The sequence below is a fragment of the Brevundimonas sp. genome (assembly GCF_046299535.1).
Taxonomy (GTDB): domain Bacteria; phylum Pseudomonadota; class Alphaproteobacteria; order Caulobacterales; family Caulobacteraceae; genus Brevundimonas.
The window spans coordinates 1-18,218 of sequence record NZ_JBKBIB010000002.1; the positions used below are offsets into that span (position 1 = coordinate 1).

At 64.9% G+C, this 18,218-nt stretch carries 12 protein-coding genes, 1 tRNA gene, 2 rRNA genes and 2 pseudogenes; 12 read left to right on the forward strand and 5 right to left on the reverse strand.

Annotation, left to right across the window (positions count from 1 at the left end):
- The 4 genes and pseudogenes from ACK4FB_RS01500 to ACK4FB_RS01515 all read left to right on the forward strand — a co-directional run.
- A 23S ribosomal RNA gene (locus ACK4FB_RS01500) occupies positions 1-85 on the forward strand; the annotation flags it as partial.
- A gap of 79 nt (positions 86-164) precedes the next feature.
- A 5S ribosomal RNA gene (gene rrf / locus ACK4FB_RS01505) occupies positions 165-279 on the forward strand.
- A 109-nt stretch (positions 280-388) separates the two neighbouring features.
- Positions 389-465, forward strand: a tRNA-Met gene (locus ACK4FB_RS01510).
- Positions 466-794: 329 nt separating this feature from the next.
- Positions 795-935: pseudogene (locus ACK4FB_RS01515) on the forward strand (ATP-binding cassette domain-containing protein); the annotation flags it as partial.
- Positions 936-967: 32 nt separating this feature from the next.
- Here ACK4FB_RS01515 and ACK4FB_RS01520 read toward each other — a convergent pair.
- A complete protein-coding gene (locus tag ACK4FB_RS01520) occupies positions 968-1,096 on the reverse strand; it encodes a hypothetical protein (protein ID WP_409747653.1) in 129 nt (42 codons plus the stop codon).
- Between the two features lie 456 nt (positions 1,097-1,552).
- Between ACK4FB_RS01520 and ACK4FB_RS01525 the strand changes: the two genes are divergently transcribed.
- From ACK4FB_RS01525 to ACK4FB_RS01550, 6 genes are all read left to right on the forward strand, one after another.
- Positions 1,553-4,540 (forward strand): TonB-dependent receptor, encoded by a 2,988-nt coding sequence (locus ACK4FB_RS01525; RefSeq protein WP_409747103.1) that lies wholly within the window; start codon positions 1,553-1,555, stop codon positions 4,538-4,540.
- A gap of 136 nt (positions 4,541-4,676) precedes the next feature.
- A complete protein-coding gene (locus ACK4FB_RS01530; RefSeq protein WP_409747106.1) occupies positions 4,677-5,834 on the forward strand; it encodes an alkaline phosphatase in 1,158 nt (385 codons plus the stop codon).
- A 351-nt stretch (positions 5,835-6,185) separates the two neighbouring features.
- Positions 6,186-6,440, forward strand: coding sequence for a hypothetical protein (locus ACK4FB_RS01535; protein ID WP_409747109.1), 255 nt, complete (start codon positions 6,186-6,188; stop codon positions 6,438-6,440).
- 15 nt (positions 6,441-6,455) lie between these two features.
- The gene (locus ACK4FB_RS01540; RefSeq protein WP_409747111.1) at positions 6,456-7,148 is read left to right on the forward strand and encodes a TetR/AcrR family transcriptional regulator; all 693 of its coding nucleotides are present in this window, start codon (positions 6,456-6,458) and stop codon (positions 7,146-7,148) included.
- Positions 7,149-7,165: 17 nt separating this feature from the next.
- Complete coding sequence (locus ACK4FB_RS01545) at positions 7,166-10,327, forward strand: bifunctional cytochrome P450/NADPH--P450 reductase (RefSeq protein WP_409747114.1); 3,162 nt, start codon at positions 7,166-7,168, stop codon at positions 10,325-10,327.
- A gap of 190 nt (positions 10,328-10,517) precedes the next feature.
- Positions 10,518-11,453, forward strand: coding sequence for a hypothetical protein (locus ACK4FB_RS01550; RefSeq protein ID WP_409747117.1), 936 nt, complete (start codon positions 10,518-10,520; stop codon positions 11,451-11,453).
- A gap of 173 nt (positions 11,454-11,626) precedes the next feature.
- Here the strand turns inward: ACK4FB_RS01550 and ACK4FB_RS01555 are convergent, their stop codons facing one another.
- Together ACK4FB_RS01555 and ACK4FB_RS01560 are read right to left on the reverse strand one after the other, a co-directional pair.
- On the reverse strand, positions 11,627-12,880 hold the full coding sequence (locus tag ACK4FB_RS01555) for a TadE/TadG family type IV pilus assembly protein (protein ID WP_409747120.1): 1,254 nt from the start codon (positions 12,878-12,880) through the stop codon (positions 11,627-11,629).
- The gene (locus tag ACK4FB_RS01560; protein WP_409747123.1) at positions 12,877-13,326 is read right to left on the reverse strand and encodes a PleD family two-component system response regulator; all 450 of its coding nucleotides are present in this window, start codon (positions 13,324-13,326) and stop codon (positions 12,877-12,879) included. The genes ACK4FB_RS01555 and ACK4FB_RS01560 overlap by 4 nt, the downstream gene beginning before the upstream one ends.
- A 108-nt stretch (positions 13,327-13,434) precedes the next feature.
- On the opposite strand from ACK4FB_RS01560, the gene ACK4FB_RS01565 reads away from it, so the two are divergent.
- Together ACK4FB_RS01565 and ACK4FB_RS01570 are read left to right on the forward strand one after the other, a co-directional pair.
- Positions 13,435-16,779 (forward strand): EAL domain-containing protein, encoded by a 3,345-nt coding sequence (locus tag ACK4FB_RS01565; protein WP_409747126.1) that lies wholly within the window; start codon positions 13,435-13,437, stop codon positions 16,777-16,779.
- Between the two features lie 68 nt (positions 16,780-16,847).
- Positions 16,848-17,252 (forward strand): response regulator, encoded by a 405-nt coding sequence (locus tag ACK4FB_RS01570; RefSeq protein WP_409747129.1) that lies wholly within the window; start codon positions 16,848-16,850, stop codon positions 17,250-17,252.
- 486 nt (positions 17,253-17,738) lie between these two features.
- Here ACK4FB_RS01570 and ACK4FB_RS01575 read toward each other — a convergent pair.
- Together ACK4FB_RS01575 and ACK4FB_RS01580 are read right to left on the reverse strand one after the other, a co-directional pair.
- A pseudogene (locus ACK4FB_RS01575) lies at positions 17,739-17,921 on the reverse strand (IS110 family transposase); the annotation flags it as partial.
- Positions 17,879-18,073, reverse strand: coding sequence for a hypothetical protein (locus ACK4FB_RS01580; protein ID WP_409747131.1), 195 nt, complete (start codon positions 18,071-18,073; stop codon positions 17,879-17,881). The pseudogene ACK4FB_RS01575 and the gene ACK4FB_RS01580, both read right to left, overlap by 43 nt.
- Positions 18,074-18,218 lie beyond the last annotated feature (145 nt).

Genomic DNA, 18,218 nt, shown 5'->3' on the forward strand with positions numbered 1-18,218 from the left:
AAGACTACCACGTTGATAGGCCAGGTGTGGAAGTGCGGTGACGCATGAAGCTTACTGGTACTAATAATCCGATCGGCTTGATCGTTTCTCAGCAAAACTCATTCGGTTTTACTTGCCGAAATAAAAACGCGACGATGTCTTCTCATTTCTGTGTGTCTGGTTGACCTGGTGACTATGTCGGAGGTTCCCCACCCGATCCCATTCCGAACTCGGTCGTTAAGCCCTCCAGAGCCGATGGTACTTCGTCTTAAGGCGCGGGAGAGTAGGTCGTCGCCGGGTCTACCAGACACACAGAATGCTTTTCGGCCTATGCTCGCAACGCGGTTGCTCGCGACTTGAGGCCGGATCGTTCTCGAACCTTTTTCTTCCTTCACATAGACCGCCTTGCCGCGGGATGGAGCAGCCCGGTAGCTCGTCAGGCTCATAACCTGAAGGTCGCAGGTTCAAATCCTGCTCCCGCACCCAAGACACCAAAACAGCCGCCCCGGTTCGCCAGGGCGGCTGTTTTGCGTTTTACCCTCAGGGAAAACTGGCTGCGCCCCGGCAGCTGGGTCACCACCACTGTGTCTATCATTTTGCGCACGAGATCCCGGCTTCAGCGGCGACGTCGCTGTCGTGCCGATGCAGCGCTTGAGCCAAGCAATCTACGATACAGCGGTACTGTTCTGTAGTCCCCGGGGACAAGCTGGCTGGCTACGCCTGCTTCTGCCTGCGGCAGCTGTTCAGGACACCCTGGACCGTATCGCCGGCTCAGCTATTTCGCGACTCTCTCGGCCATTCCGGAGGGGACGTCCGTGCGTTTGCTCGAGTGTCTGGAGCAGGCCGGTCTTCCTTCGTCGGCCTTGCACCGCAGGGTTTCGACCTATTCCAAGGGCATGCGTCAGAAGGTCGGCGTCGCCCTGGCGATCGCCAAGGGGGCAAAGGTGATCCTGCTCGATGAGCCCACTCCGGGCTGGACCCGCAGGCTTCAGCCGAGTTTCATGATCTCGTGTCCCGGCAGCGGGACGCGGGCGCGGCGGTCCTCATGGTCACCCACGATCTCTTCAGGGCCAAACAGATCGCGGACCGGATCGGCCTGATGCGCAACGGGTCGCATGGCCCCGCCGCTCGTCGCCGCCGCGATGAGCGCACAGCAACTTGAGGCCGCCTACCTGGACGAGATGCGGTCCGCCGTAGCTTCCTGACACTAAAGCCACACCTTGGTCGTCGGTCACTTCGTCATTGCCGATCCATTTGAGTAAAGGAGGCAAGCGAGACGGAACGGACGAAAAGGCCTCACTCTGGCCCGAAGCGAATGTCGGCAACTGGCGCGCTTTCCAAGCCGTGGTCACGATGGCAGAGGGCTCCAAGCGGCAGTTGGGAAGGTCCGCTTTCCGCACGACGTCCAGACTGGACAGTCAGCTCGCTGCTACGAGCCGTCCCGGAGGATAACGCTGTTCATTATGGGGGCGATGTACAGATGCAAAAATGTATTAAAACCATGATCCTGTCGTCGCTATGATGGCGATATAGCTCTGCCCACAAAGACACTCTTACTCGGGGCACGCTGCGCATGTTTAATAAAAGTCTTAAGTCAATTCTTCTCAGCGGCGCAGGCTTTATAGGCGTCGGGCTTATAGTTCTTCCTGTTACTGCCTTCGCAAACGAAGAAGCGGCAGGCTTGATAGCAGTTGATGCCGGTGAGCTTGTCGGCGTGGTGACTGATCTCGAGCGCGGCGGTTATCTGGTGGGTGCGGAGGTCAGGATCGAAGGCCACGGTCCCGTCGCCGTTACGGATCGTGAAGGTCGGTTCAGCTTCCAGCGCGCACCGATCGGCCGCCAGACCCTCGTCATCCAGTATTTCGGCCGGGCGACCTACCGAACGGAGGTCATCATCTCCGCTGACACCGTCACGTCGGTGACCGCCGCGCTGCCGGCTGATTCAGGGGCCAGTTCCGTGGATGAGCTGGTGGTTATCGGCCGCCGCCCCCAGGCTGAGTCCGAGGCCGCGGCCCTTCAGCTCCAGCGTTCGTCCACGGCTCTTGTCAACGTGGTGTCGGCAGACGCGATTGGTCACTTTCCGGATCAGAACATCGCCGCCGCGCTCAGCCGCCTGCCCGGCGTCGCCGTCGAGCGCGACCAAGGGCAGGAGCGCTCGATCAGCCTTCGTGGCGCGCCCTCGCGCTGGAGCACCATCTCCTTCGACGGCGTCAACGTCATCGCGCCAGGCGGCAAAAGCGCTCGCACGGACACCATACCGGCCTCGATCGCCCGGTCGGTGACGGTGCGCAAGGCGGTTACGGCGGCCATGTCGGGTGAAACCCTGGCCGGCAATATCGATATCGCCACTCGCGGCGCCTTTGACTATCCCGACCTCGCCGCCTCGCTGAACTTTGGGTACGGCTATAACGATCTCGGCGGGCGCAGTCAGTACGATTTAGGTGGCTTCATCGCCGACACCTTCGGGGACGGCCGGTTTGGCGTGGCCCTGTCTGCGTCGCGCTATGAGCGCAACATGATCACCGACAATTTCGAGACCGACTGGGAAGTCGCGTCGGAAGACCGCGAGCCGGGTTCAGAAGACCGGACCTGGGCGGACGCCCACCAGAACAAACTCTATCGGCTCACGCGCAGCAACACCGCCTACGCGGGACGCTTCGACTTTCGCCCCAGCGACGAGCACCGTTTTTTCCTGACCAGCATCTACACGGAGTTCACGGACGACGAGATGCGCAATGCGCACGAGTTCGACCTGGACGATGGAGCCGTACGCACCGACGCGGCTGCGATCACCCGGGGCTACGCTGATGTCCGCACCGGGAATTCGGCCTTGCAGGGCACGATTTACGGCGTCGAGCTCGACAGCACGCTGAACATCAACCACACGCTGGAAAGCATCTTCACCAATACCCTGGGCGGCGAGCAGCGGTTCGACGAGTGGGGGGTGTCGTGGCGCCTGAACTACACCCAGTCACGGGCTGAGGGCGGGCCGTCCTTCAACTCTGCCTGGCGCAGTCCGCGGCCGGGGGGCGTGATCGATTACAGCCTGCGCCCGACGGTGGTTTATGACTTCACCAATCGCGAACAACATGGCGTCCAGCTGTTTGAGACCATCGTCAATCCGGACGGCACCTATTCGCGGGGAGACTCCAAGCGCTCGCTGGATCCGCAGGACTACGAATTCGTGTACCTGCGCTCCACCACGCGGCTGCAGGACAGTCAATCCTACAGCGCGCGCATCGATCTCAGCCGCGACCTGACCCTGTTCGGACGTCCGACCGAACTGCAGTTTGGTGGCCAGTACGACGACCGGACCAAGGAGGACACGCGCCAGACCCTCGAGATCGTCCCCGCCATGCTGACCGCGGCCGGCGTGCCTTTTCCGTCCACGGCCGACTTCGCGATCAACGATCCCTATATGGGTGAACTGCCGCTGGGCTATGCCTTCCGCTACTTCTCCGAGAGCGGCGCCCGGGACATCTGGAATGACCTGCACGGGCGCGGGCTTAGTCGCATTCAGGCCAATACATCGGAAACCAACAACTACGAGGTTTCGGAGACCGTACTGGCTGGCTACGCCATGGCGACGACCTATTTCGACTGGGGCAATGTGCTGGTCGGCGTTCGCGCTGAACGCGTCGACAACGAGGGCGAGGCGCTTGTCAGCCAGGGCGCCGCAGGCTTCCAGCCGGTGCGCGTCGGCGGCGACAATGTCGTGGTCCTGCCCAGCGCCCACCTGAACTGGGACATCAACGACCAGTTGAAGCTGCGGCTGTCCGCCAATACCGGCGCAGCGCGACCGGACTTCACCCTGCTGCGGCCAAACTTCAGCATCAACGATGAGGACGAAGTCATCAGCGGCGGCAACCCGTCAGCCGGTCCGGAAAGAGCCCAGGGCGTTGACGCCTATCTGGAATGGTACCTGCCGTCGGGCGCCTTTTTCTCGGTTGGCGCCTACTACAAGCGCCTGGAAGACGTGCTGTTCAGCGTCACCTACCCTCGCTTTGGCAGCGACGTCCTGAACCAGCCCGGCATCGACAGGTCAGAGTACACCTACTCCACGACTGACAACGGCGGCAGCGGCTATCTGCGCGGCCTTGAGGTGGCTTTTTCACAGACCCTTGAGCCGTTCGTGGACGGGCTCGGCCTGCCGGACTGGGCCGCAGGTTTCGGCGTGCGCGGCAACCTGACCCTCAACGACTCGGAAACCGAAACCCCTGACAACCGCAAGGTCCCCCTGCCGGGCGCATCCGACCTCATCTACAACGCCGCCGTATCCTACGAACGGTACGGGTTCTCGTCCCGGGTGAGCTGGCAGTACCGTACCAAATGGCTCGACAGCCTGGGTGATGGGGACATCCTGGGCGACGGCTACTGGGACGAAGTGGGCCGCCTGGATTTCAAGGCCAGCTATGCCTTCAACGATCATGCGGAAATCTACTTCGACGCCAACAACCTGCTGGACGAGCCGGGCATCCGGTATCAGGGCGAAGCCTGGCGGGTCTCGGAGTACGAACGGTTCGGCGCGCGCTACATGATCGGCATGCGCCTGAACTTCTAGGCAGGGGGGGGCGCGACTGTTCGCCGCTCACGCTTCCGGCCGACGTAGACGCCCATCGCCGCCCGCCTCCCGACGACGCCCATCCGCAAGACAATCAGGAACGACGCCCATGTCGAAATTTTCTCGCCACCTTCTGATGGCCGCCGTGGCGGCATTGATCGCCGGCCCGTCTCTGGCCCTCGCTGAGGACGTCGCCCCGGTTCAACCGCCGAGCGCCACAGCGGAGGCGAGGCCGGCCAGGAACATCATCCTTTTCGTGGCGGATGCGGCGGGGGTGTCCACGCTTAATGCGGCCAGCCTCATGGCCTATGGTGAGCCGCTGAGGCTGCACATTCAGCAATGGCCCCATCTGGGGTTGAGCGAGACCTCGCCCGTGGATCGGTTTGTTTCAGACTCCGCCAATGGCATGTCCGCGATCATGACAGGCGTGAAGACGCGTAACGGCGTGATCAGCCAGTCCCCATCCGCCGTGCGGGGGCGTCAGGACGGGGCGCCGACCAGGACCCTTCTCGAGTACGCTGAAGAACGCGGTCTTCGAACAGGCGTAATCACCAGCCAGTCGGCCGCAGACGCCACGCCGGCTGCGGCGTATGCGCACTCGAATGATCGCAGCAATTGGGGTGGGATATTCCCGCAGTTGTTCTCGCCCCGGTATGGCGACGGCGTGGATGTGATGTTCGGGGCCGGCCGCGGGAGAATCGGCGATCAGCTCGACGCCGCAGGCCTGAGCTTTGACGCCTTGAGCGAGACGCACAACCGGCCGATCTATGCGCGACTCGACGATGCGCCTGCGGAGAATGCGCGGCCGTTGGTTGTCGCCGATGATCTGGATGTGCATGCGGCTACGCTTCGAGCCCTGAGCCTGCTGGAAAGCGCGCCGGAGGGGTACTTTCTGATCGTGGAGTGGGACGCCCACACCGACGACCCCCGGAAAGGGCTGCAGAACATCGTCGATTTCGACAGGCTGATGGCGGAGGTGGAGGCGCGCGTCGACCTTCAGGATACGCTGCTGCTGTTCACCTCTGACCACTCCTTCGGACTTCAGGTCGACGGCGGCAGCCGCGGTGAGCCCTTGCTTGAGGGGTATGAAGCCTGGAAAGCCTCGGGCGCTGATGACGATCTCATTCGGCTCGAGAACGTCCTCGTCAATCGCAGCCACACGGCCGAGGAAGTTCCGACCCTCGCGATCGGCGCCGGCGCCGATCGCATTCGGGGCTACTTCCCCAACACCCATCTTTTCGACGTCATGATGGGAGCATGGGGCTGGACGCCTGACCCCGTTCAACCTGACTGACCACGAGCTGACCGTACGGAGACACTTGTCTCCCGTCTGAGGCCCTCCGTCGACCTGATCATCTGGCGGCGGAGGCCTTGGCAATCGGCCACATGACAGCAGCGACGGCGACCGCAACTGGAACGCAGGGCGGGTGGGAGATCTGGCGCAAGTACGCCGCACCGCTCAGAGCATCGCGATGGCCATTGGCCTCGGGGTCGGCGGCGGTTGGGCCTCGCGCCGATTCTATCGCAGCTGGCCACGTAGGCACCGGCTTCTGAAGGTCCGGTTCCCGGCTAGGTCCCAGAGTCTGCAATTGGCGCAGAGCCGTCGTCACGCGCGTGGCGTCCATCAGAGGATTTCCTCTGCCGAATGCACTCCATCCGGGAACGTCATCTCGCGCGAAAGGGCACCTATCGTGACTTCTCCAAAGCGATCCAGGAGCCGTTGTTCCGCCTCGGCCATGACCTCTTTGAGGGCGTTGTTGACCGGGTGCTCGACCAAGCAAGCTGGATTGTCGTCAGCAAGGCCAATGGCAAGCAGCTTCGAACGGCCTCCTTGGTTAAGCGAGGCTTCAAGGCCTTGAAGCCGCCTCGTAGCCCATTAAATGTGCAAGTGTACATTTAATGGGCTACTGATGTGATGACGGGACTCCTTTCAAGGTCACGTGGACGCCCCACGAAGGACCGCACCGATGGCCGCGAGGCGCTGCTGGGCGCCGCTGTGGACGCTTTCGCGCGGCACGGCTTCGATGGCGCCGATCTGCGCGGCATTGCCTCGGCGGCGGGGGTCAGCCCCAACCTCATCCGCGTGCATTTCGGCAACAAGAATGGACTGTGGACGGCCTGTGTCGAGCGGCTGGCCGAAGCCATGACGCCGAGCCTGGCGGCGGCCGGGCGGCTGTTCGACGACGACAGCCGCCCGCTCGCCGAGCGCCTGCGCGACGCGGTTTCAATCACGAGTGCATATTACGACGCCTTTCCGAACGTGCGCGACTTTGTCCTGCGGATCGCCTCGGAAGGCGATGATCGGGCGGCGATCGTCACGGAGAAAATCCTTCGCCCCGCCTATGAGGCCACCCGGCCGCTCATCACGGCCGGCATCGCCGCGGGCATCATCAGGGGCGCGCATCCCGCGCTCGTCTATGTGCTGCTCAACAGCATGCTCAGCCAGCCCCCCCGATTTCCCGAGCTTGTCGCACGGCTGGCCCCCGACATCGCGCCCTCGGAGGCGCGCGCGCAGCTGATCGAGACGGTCGTATCCACCCTTCTCCACGAGCCCCGGGCGACCGCGGCCAGGGTCCTCGCGGACCGTTCGCAGAAAGACCCGTCATGACCGCAAACACGATGGATTTGATCCCGCAGCCCCGCAGTCTGCCCCTGGTCGGCAACCTCAATCTCATAGATGGCGAGGCGCCCATTCAGAGCCTGATCCGACTGGCCGAGATTCATGGCCCGATATTCCGCATGTCGGGTTTCGGCCAATCGATCATTGTGCTCGGCTCGCAGGCGCTGGTGAACGAGGTTTGCGACGAGACGCGATTTGCCAAAAACCTCCACCGGCCGTTGCAGGCTCTGCGGGATCTCGGCGGCGACGGCCTGTTCACCGCCTATAATGACGAGCCCAACTGGGCCAAGGCGCACCGTTTGCTGATGCCCGCGTTCGGCCCGATCGGCGTCCGCGCGATGTTCGATCGCATGGAGGAGATCGCTGACCAGATGCTGCTGCGCTGGGAGCGGTTCGGCCCGGACGCGGTCATCGACGTCGCCGACAACATGACTCGCCTGACCCTGGACACCATCGCCCTGTGCGCCTTCGATTACCGGTTCAACAGCTTCTATCAGAATGAGATGCACCCCTTCGTCGCGGCCATGTCAGGGGCCCTGGCCGAGGCGGGCGCGCGGGCGCGGCGCCCGGATTTCGCCAACACCCTGCCGCTGACGTCCCGCCGCCGCTATGAGGCGGACCTGGCGCTGATGAAGCGCGTGGCCGGGACGATCATCGAGGAGCGCCGGGCAGAGGGCAGGATCGGCGCGCGCGGCGACCTGCTCGACATCATGCTCTCGGGCCAGGACCCGGAAACTGGCGAACGGCTGTCGGACACCAACATCCGCCACCAGCTCGTGACCTTCCTGATCGCCGGGCATGAGACGACCAGCGGCCTGCTGTCGTTCGCCCTCTATTTTCTCATGCGCAATCCCGAGGTCCTGGCGCGGGCGCGCGAGGACGTCGACTCGGTGCTGGACGGGAAACCCCCGCGGGTCGAGGATCTGGCCAGGCTGCGCTATATCGAGCAGATCCTGCAGGAATCCTTGCGCCTGTGGCCGACCGCGCCGGCGTTCGCGGTCGCACCCCATGAACCGACCCTGCTGGCCGGACGGTATCCGGTGACGCCCGACGATTCACTGCTGGTGTTGATCCCGGCCCTGCACCGCGACCGTGCGGTGTGGGACGATCCCGAGGCCTTCCGGCCCGAGCGGTTCGCCCCGGAGACCGCCGAGCAACTGCCGCCCAACGCCTGGAAGCCGTTCGGCAATGGCGGGCGGGCCTGCATCGGCCGGGGCTTCGCCATGCAGGAGGCGCAGATGGTGCTGACGATGATCCTGCAGCGCTTCACCCTGACCGAGGTCGACCCGGCCTACCAGCTCAAGGTCGCCGAAACCCTGACTCTGAAGGCCGACGGCTTCCGCGTCCACGCCCGGCGGCGCGATGACGTCACGGCCCGGTCGCGCAGCAAGATCCCGGCCTCGGCCCCCAGAACGCTGTCGCCGGCCCCCGCCTCCGCTGAGGTGGAGGGCGGGGCGACCACGCCCTTGCTCGTCCTCTACGGCAGCAATTCCGGCTCGTGCGAAGCCTTCGCCGGACGGATCGCGCAGGAGGCCGCCGCCCAGGGCTATGCCGCCCTGACCGCGCCGCTGGATGATCACGTCGAGCGGCTGCCGCGGGACGGCGCCGTCGTAATCGTCACCGCCTCCTACGAGGGCCAGCCGCCCGACAATGCGAGGCGTTTCGTGCCCTGGGTTGAAGGGTTGGGCGCGGATGCGCTCAAGGGCGTTCGCTTCACCGTCTTCGGTTGCGGCAACCGCCAGTGGGCCCGGACCTATCAGGCGATCCCCAAACGAGTCGACGCCGCGATGGAAAAAGCCGGCGCGACGCGCATCAAGCCGCGTGGCGAGACCGACGCCGCGGGGGACTTCTTCGGCGGCTTCGACGCATGGTACGGCGATCTCTGGCATGATCTCGGCGCCGCTTTGGGCAAGCAGGCGCTGGAGCCGACGGATGCAGGCCTCGACGTCGAGATCGTCGGATCGGACCGGCTTGAGGCGCTGCGCCTGCCAGACCTCGACCAGGGACGGATCCTCGAGAACCGCGAACTCGTGGACATGACCTCTCCGCTCGCGCGGTCCAAGCGCCATATCGAGATCGCGCTCCCGCCCGGCATGCGCTACCGCACCGGCGACTATCTCGCGGTGCTGCCGCGCAGTCCGCAGGTCGATATCGACCGGGTACTGCGCCGCTTCGGACTCGCCGCCGATACCCAGGTCGTGATCGGCGGCCAGCGGGGCGCTGTCTCTTTGCCCAGCGGCTACCCCGTGGCCCTGGCCCAGGTCCTCGCCGACTATGTCGAACTGGGCCAACCGGCGACGCGTGCGCAGGTCGGTCTGCTGGCCGCCGCCACGCGGTGTCCGCCGGACCGCGCGGCCCTGGAGGCTCTTGGCGAAGAAGAGGCATATGCGCGGGATGTCCTGGCCAAACGGGTCAGTCTGCTCGACCTGCTGGAGCGTTTCCCCGCGTGCGAACTGCCGCTTGGGCAGTTCCTCTCAGCCCTGCCCCCGATGCGAGCGCGGCAATATTCCATCTCGTCCTCGCCGCTGCGCGATCCCGGCCGTTGCTCGCTGACAGTGGCCGTGCTTGACGCGCCCGCGCTCGCCGGCGAGCGGCGGCATCTCGGCGTCACCTCGACCTACCTGGCCGGATTGGTCGAAAATGCGGCGGTGTCGGTCGCGGTGCGGCCGTCCCAGGCGGCCTTCCACCCGCCCGAAGACCCCGCCGCGCCGATCATCCTGGTCTGCGCTGGCAGCGGCATCGCGCCCTTCCACGGCTTCCTGCAGGAACGCGCCATCCAGAAGTCGGGCGGGCGCGAGGTCGGCGAGGCGCTGCTGTTCTTCGGCATCGCCCATCCCGATGTCGATTATCTCTACCGCGAGGAACTGGAGCAGTGGCGGGCCGAGGGCGTGGTCGATGTCCGCCTCGCCTTCTCCCAGGCGCCCGAGGACGAGGTCACCTATGTCCAGCATCGGGTCTGGCGAGATCGCGAGCGGATCGCCGACCTGTTCCGGCGCGGCGCGACCGTATTCGTCTGCGGCGACGGCGAGCGCATGGCCCCGGCCGTGCGCGAGACCTTCATCCGCATCTATCGCGAGGCGATGCAGGTCAGCGAGGAAGCGGCTAACGCCTGGGCCGACGAAATCGAGCGGGAGCATGGCCGCTACGTCGCTGACGTGTTCTCCTGAGACAGCGGACGCGAACAGGATCGGGCGCAAGAGTACAAGGGTGGGCCTTGCCAGCGGTGCCCAGGCGACCTGCTTAATGACGTATTTGGGGTCAAGGCGGCGAGTCTGGTGATGGCGCATTCGGGACGAAGGAAACAGAGTAAGCTCCGGACCCGAGATACTGCCGTCGTGCGACAGCGAAAGGATTGTCATGAGCGAGAGAGCGCAAAGAGGGTTCGGTCCGACGTTGTTGGCGATGGTCCTCGCTCTGGCCGCGTGCGCCCCGACCTCAGAGTCGGTGAGTGAAGCAGCGGGCCCACTCGATGACGCACCGACAGATCCGGCTCCTCCGCTCACGCCGATTTCGACCACGGCGGATGTCGCTGGCCAATGGGACGTCGTCAGTTTCGAAGGCCATCGGCCGCGACGGCTCTCCGGAACCGTGCGCGCCGCCTACGCCGACTTCGGGACGAACGGCGTAGGCCTGAGGATGGAGTGCAACTACACTGGCCGATCGGGTCGCGTCATCGACGGGCGCTTTGTTGCGGAGCTCGGCGGCGACGGCGTTCAGACGCAGATCGGGTGCGGACCGGAGCGTGGTCCACGGGAAGTGCGCTACTTCGGCTTTTTCGAGCGGAACCCGAGCATCGAGTTCATCAGTGTCGATCGCTTGCGCTTGCGCGCCGGGCAAGACGAACTGATCCTTGAGCGCCCGTCCGTGCGTCGCCTTTCTTACCTCGCTTCGAGCACCGAGCTTCAGGGCGAGTGGGAAATGCTCGAGGTTTCCTGGTTTCCGCCGGACGGGGGCGTGGCCGGGATCGGCCTTTCCGAAGCGTCCAGCCGCATTGTCATCGAGGGAGATCGGCTACGGGTTCGGGGCTGCCCTGAGGTCGACCTGACATTCCGATACACGGGACAGGGTCAGCTGCGAAAAAGCGGAGGGGCGATGCTCCCGGCCGGGCCTCTCGCCTGTCCTGGCTTGAGCGACACGGCGGATGGCTCCGCCTTGCCCAAAGCTTCCGACGCGATCCGTCTTCTCCACGCCGATCCTCTGGTGGAAAAGGCCGGAGATGGCACCCTGTTGCTGTCCAACGGCGAGTACGGGTTGCTGATATCGCGGCTGCCTGATGGATCGCTGGTGCTTTAACTGGAACCGGCGACTTTCTCAAACAGCCCACCGAGCGTCCGCTTTCGGGGCTGGTACGAGCGTCCGTTGCTGGCGCTTTCCAAACCACTAAAAGGTCGGCAGGGGGCTCATTGCGGGTGTTGGGGAAGTCTGCTGTGCGGCTGCCCCAAGCGGCCGGCGGGCATCCACGCGTCCTACTCGATCAACTGGGTCGAGCCGCCGGAGGGGCCTACGCCCTCTGGTACGGGCACGTTGCCGAAACCGTAGCCCGCGTTGATAATGAGGGATGGCGACCCGTTCAGGCGCAACTGCCGTGCCACGATTACGGTCCAGGCGCTGTCCTGGGCGACGGTTCTCCGACCTTCGACCACCAGCTGGGCGTTCGGGATGTAGATTACGCCCAGAAGACGCCGGACGTTGTCCGCGGAGATGAGAAACTCCTCAATGTTGGCGGGCGCAGACACCACCGCGAACCCCGCATACGGCCCTGTGCGCCGGCCCTCCAGATCGACCGTAGCCTGGCCCCGGAATTCAAATCGGGCGTTGGGTGCGAACATCAGGGCCACGTCATTCCCGATCAGCCGTCCCTGGCCGCGAATATCGACTACGCCGCCGGAGAACCAGTGCTCGCCAGGCTCCAGCACCAGCACGGCGTCGCCCACGATCGCAATGTCGCCGCAGTGGACCCCCGGAGAGAGACGCAAGACGCCGCTCTGCACCATTCCCGGCAAGGCCGCGCCGGAACAGGCGTGGGGGGGGGTGAAATCCGAGTCCGCAAATGGATCCGGGACGGACGCGGCGTCTACCCCGGGCAGGGGCGTTATGGTTCCTCTGGCGTCGGTCACGGCCTGCACTTCGGCGGCGGACACGCTGCCCCCGTCCACGATGATGTCGCGATTGGAATGGATCATGCAAGCAGGGGCGCTGATACGCCCATAGTCCCGCACATTCATAACTCGCTCGCCGCGATCGCCCGTGATCAGCACGCACAGGGGCGCTCGCGCAAGGGTGACGGCGCGCGCCTCGGCGCTGAAATGCCAGCCCCCAGGCGGCAGCATGCTGCCGAAGAAAGAGTCCCGGTGCGCGTCCAGAACAACTTCAAGTGCATTCTGGCCATCAATGGTGATCACTTGAACCCGCTGTGTCACTTCGGGCGCATGTGTCCAATCCTGCAGGTGGCCGTCCACATAGGCCGAAGCTCGCTCGACAGCGGCGGACAGATTGGTGGCCAGGCGCAACTGCGCGGCTCCTGCCAGAGCCGCGTTGTCGGCGATATCCTGCAAGCGGGTTTTGGACGACTGGACCTCCGAAAGATCAATGGCGCCCACAGCGACCACGGCGAGGACCGGGAAGGCCAGAGCGAATTTGATGGCGATCGTTCCGGCTTCGCTCCGCCAGATCAGGGCCAGGCCTTGGCGCAGACCGTTCAGAACCGGGCGGTCGGTCATCCCGCCGCTCGGCGTAGCGCCCCGTAGGCCATCAGGTCACGCTGCATCCGGGCGGCGCGTAGCGCAAAAGCGATCTGATAGCTCAGGAGCCGCCAATTGAGAGGTTTGGTGACAAACCCGTCAGCCCCGGCGCGATAGGCCCAGTCGATGGAAGCCACGTCTTCGCGACTGGTCTGCACGAGCACGGGCGTATGGCGCGTGACGGAATTCTCACGCAGACGTTTGATGAGGCCGAACCCGTCAAGAACGGGCATCTCCAGATCGGTCAGGATCAGATCATATCGACCGTCGCACGCCATCGCATAACCTTGGGCGCCGTCGCTCGCCAACTCGACCGCCGCCGTGTCTGTGGCTAGGTGAACCCTGGCGAACTCGCGCAAGATGGGGTCGTCATCCACAAACAGGATCGTGGCTGACCCCAGGTCCACGTACTCGAAACTCGCCATCAACCCTCAGGCCTTTATCGGCCCTCCTTCTCAAGAGGGGACATTAATCGCGGAGTCATTAACCGCCGGTATCGTTTATAGATTGACAAGCTTGACCTTAAGGGGCCCGTGACCTCCAGAAAGACCATTGGTCGAAAACTTGTGGTGCTGGTGCTTTCAGCGCTGGCGACGTCGTTCTTCACGACGGCGGGATTGTCCACAGTGATAGAGGCTCGGCGACAGGCCGATCTGGAGGTGGAACGCTTGACCCAGGCCGCGCGGGTCATCGGATCCCTGTCGGCTGAGGCTATCCGGGAGCGCGATCGCCGCGGCGCGTTCGAGGGCGTGCGCTCGATCCGCCAGATGCCAGATGTAACTTACGCGCGGATCGAGACCCCCGACGGCGCCGTGCTGGCTGAGACCGGCGGCGGACTTCGCCTCTCCCGGGACGCCCAGGTGCGCGAAGGCGAACGACCCTCGCTTTGGGCCATTCTGACCACCGACAGCCTGCAAGCGCGCGCGCCCGTGATCAGCCACGGTGAGCAGGTCGGCGAAATCGTGCTGTTCAGCCGGGCGCCAGGCGTCCGCGAGCGCATTCTGTTCGCACTCTGGATCAGTCTGGCCGGCGCTGCGGTCGCCCTCTTGGCCGGCCTGGCGGTGGCCATGCGGCTGACCCGTCGCATCAGTGGCCCCATCGGGGCCCTGGCGGCGCACATGGATCAGGTGCAGGCGACCCATGACTATTCCCGGCCTGCCGATATCCGGGCCGACGGCGAGGTGGCGGAACTGGTGCAGGGTTTCAACGCCCTGCTGGCGGGCGTTCTGGATCGTGACGTCCGCATCGCTCGCCAGGTTGAAAACCTGGAGGACGAGGTGGCCGCAAGGACGATCGATCTGGCGCGCGCCCGGGACGTGGCGGAAAGCGCCAACGCCGCCAAGTCGGACTTCCTGGCTGTGATGAGCCACGAGATTCGCACCCCCCTGAACGGCATTCTGTCCCTCAGCGACATGTTGACCCGGGCCAATCTGCCCGCCCGCCAGCGCCGCCACGCCGAGGTGATCGCAAAGTCCGGCCGCCTGCTGCTGGGTGTCATCAACGACATCCTCGACTTCTCCAAGGTGGAGGCCGGCAAGATGGAGATGGAGATCCTGCCAGTCGATCTGGCCGAGGTGGCCGAGGACGTAGCCAGTCTTTTTATGGAGCGCGCCCGGGGCAAGGGGCTCGATCTCGCTGTCTATGTGGACCCGCGCCTGCCTGAGGTGTCGGCCGACTCCGTCCGCCTGCGTCAGGTCATCAGCAATCTGGTCAACAACGCCGTCAAATTCACCGAGTGCGGCGGCGTCCTGATTCGGGTCGAGAGCGATCCGACAGCGCCCGACCATGTATTGTTTACCGTGGAGGATACGGGCCCGGGCATTCCCGCCGACCGCCTGCCGACGTTGTTCGAGGCCTTCACCCAAGCCGACCAGTCCACTACGCGCCGTTTTGGGGGCACGGGCCTCGGCCTGGCCATCTGCGACCGGCTGGTGCGCGCTATGGGTGGCGAGTGGCGGCTGGAGAGCGAGATCGGTCGCGGCTCGCGCTTCGCATTCTCCGCGCCCTTTCACGTCGCCGGCGAGGTTCAGCCGATAGCGGACCTGTCCGGCCTGACCGTCGCCGTAGGCGACGTCGGGGCGATGTCGGCGGAGGCCTTATCCCTGTATCTGGCTGCCTTTGGGGTGCGACGAGCGGAGCCCGCCAATGCGCGTCTCATGTTCGGCCCGGGGCCGGCCGCCATGTCTAACAACGCGGTGCGCATCGCCCTCGATGAAGAGGACGCGGCCGCCGACGCCCTCCTGCCGAGGCCCTTGAGCCGGGCTGATCTCGTGAGCGTACTTGAGCAGGTCAGCCAGGGCCGTGCGCCCCGGCTCGACGCCGTCATGGAGCAGGCGGCGGATGATTTCCCCCGCTTCCCCGAGGCGCGAGTGCTGGTGGTGGACGATTCCGACGTCAACCGCGAGGTGGCCGCAGAGAGCCTGAGTCAGCTTGATGTGCAGGTTACCCTGGCCGAAGACGGGGGGGCGGCCATCGCGCTGATGCGGGTTGAGGCCTTCGATCTGGTGTTCATGGACGGCTCTATGCCGGGCCTCGACGGCTTCGAGACCACGGCCCGCATCCGGGCGGAGGAAGCGCAGGCTGGCCGGCCCCGCACGGCGATCCTTGCCCTGACCGCCCATGTCATCGGGGCCGGAGCGGACGCATGGCGGGAGGCCGGCATGGACGGGGTGGTCCACAAGCCCTTCACCGTCCGGGACCTGGCGGAAGCTCTGCAGCGGACCTGCGCCCATAGGGCTGTGACCGCGCCCCCGTCTCCGCCTCATACACATCAGGCCGACGCCGATGCTGTACTTTTCGACCCCAGGGTCAGGGCGGACCTGGACGCCATCGCCATAAGGAAGCCCGAGTTTCTGGACCGGGTGCAGAGTCTCTATCGCGCAAATGCGCCGCTGCGCGCTCGCGAGATCGATGCTGCGCTCCGGGCCGGGGATCTGGACGCCGTGGCTCGCACCGCCCATGCCCTGAAATCCATGAGCCTGAGCCTTGGCGCCCGGGCTGTGGCGGACGTCGCCTCTATGGTCGAGGCGCAAGCGCGGTCCGGAGGCACGGGCCCCGACGTCCCGATGAAGGCTTTGCAGGACGTGCTCGCGCGCACGATGACAGCCCTGTTCGCGGACGCGCCACCGAACGACGCCATCGAGTCCGCCATCGAACAGGCCCTCGCGGACGGCGGATTGAAGCTCGTCTATCAGCCGATCGTGGGTCGAAATGGCGCGGCTTGCGGCAAGGTCGAGGCCTTGATCCGATGGGACCATCCTACGCGCGGCCCGTTGTCCCCCGACGATTTCCTTCCCGCCGTCACATCGTCGGGCTTGGGACCACGTGTGACTGATTTCGTCCTCGCGCGCGCCATGCGCGACTTCGCCGCGCCGTCAGCGATGAGGGTGGCGGTGAATGTCTTTCCGGAAGAGTTCCAGGATCCCGGATTCGCTGACCGGGTGGCGGCCGCCCTGAAGGCCGGGAAGTTTCCGGCCGACCGGCTCGAGATCGAGGTCACCGAGACCGCCATGCTTGAGGTCGCCCGCGCCGCCGTGACCATCGCGGCGCTGAAAGACCTGGGGGTGCGGGTCGCTCTCGATGACTTCGGAGCGGGGTACACCAGTTTTCACGCGCTCAGGGACTTGCCCTTCGACACGTTGAAGATTGATCGCAGTTTTGTGGACAGCTGCCTCGTGGACACCTCCTCTGCGGCCATTATTCATGCGGTCATCAGCGTTGGTCGCGCGCTGGGCATGACGGTCACGTGCGAAGGCGTGGAAACAGCTGAACAGGCCGCCTTCCTGCGCACCGCCGGCGCGCACCACCTGCAGGGTTATCACTTCCACCGCCCCCTGCCCCCTGAGGTGATCGTGAAACTGGCGGATGTCGCTGCTTAGGAAGATTAAGCCTTTCCGTTAGGGGATCGGCGCTCATTCCATGCCATGCTGCCCCTTGGAGTAGCACCATGGCCGCCATTCTCATCGTCGACGACGATCCCATGATCAGGACGATCGCAACCGAGTTCCTGCGCGAGGGCGACCACGCCATCGTGGAGGCCGGCGACGGTCTTGAGGCCATGCATGTTCTCAAGGCCGTGCCCTTTGACCTGATGGTGCTTGACATGCTCATGCCCGAAATGGATGGCTTGGAGACGATCATGGAAGCGCGTCAGGTTCAGCCCTCCTTGCGCATCCTGGCCATTTCCAGCGGCGGCAGCATGGATGCGCGACACTTGCTCGAGGTCGCCAGGACCCTCGGCGCCCACGCGGTGCTCACCAAGCCGTTGACGGCGGTGGTCTTCCGGTCGGTAGTGGAAGATCTTCTGGGGGGAGAGTCTGCACGGCCCGCCCAGGTGCGGACGTCTATTTGACCAATTTCGTAGCGGGAGCGTGGCGCGAGGGGCGCTGGAAACCGCCGCGTTGGAGTCAAGGCGGACAATGGCGTCCGTAGTGCTTAGAAAGCCTCGGATGGTGAGCGCGGTCGCGAAGGGCGGCCGATACAGCTGCGCCAGCAGCCCCGGCCTGAGATTGGCTGCGCCACATTTCTGCCGAAGGGCGGTCCGGTGGTTTGGTCGGACCGTCCAATCTGTGTCGGTAGGCCGATGTCCGCTTCTCTAACCGGGGATAGGGGTCAAGCTGGTTTTGATCGTCGGACTGATCGACGACGCGGGTCACGCTTCTCTTCGCAGTCTGGGTGGCTCCTTGCGAGCGGAGCCGCTGCACGCATGCATGGGATCAGGGTCTGGAGAGCCTCGCTATTGGTCGCGCTCGGGGCACAGCAGACATTTTCGGCTTCATCCATCCCGTCGTCCGCGTGGGACGATCCGGCCAGGATCGGTCGGAGGCTGTAGGTCAGGTCATGCCGCCGCCTCCGATCCGTGCCGGAACTCTGTGCCGTCGGCCCACATGCGGTGCAGGACGACAGCGAGCTTTCGGGCGACGGCGACGATGGCGCGTCGCCGGCCCTTGGTCTTCCTCCGCCGCATGCCCCAGGCCTTCAGGCTCGGCCACGTAATCGAGCGCATGAGAGTTGCCTTCGCATCCGCCGATCAAGCTCCATGAAGGTCTTGAACAGCATCTGCCGCGCATGGAGCATGGGCAGGGGTGCGCGGCTCAGCCCCGGATAGCTCTCGATGGTGTCGCGCACGGCGACGTCGAAGGCTCCGCGCGACAGGCGCATCGGCAGCTTCACCCCGAAGACCTTCAGTAGGCCGCGGACTCTCCGGCAGCGAGCGAAAGCTTTGCTCAAGAAATGGTGATGGGCCACCGCGCCCGTGGCAAGCGGCCCCAGGTGGTGAGAGCTGACAGGTCGATCAAGGCGAATTTGAAGCGGGGCG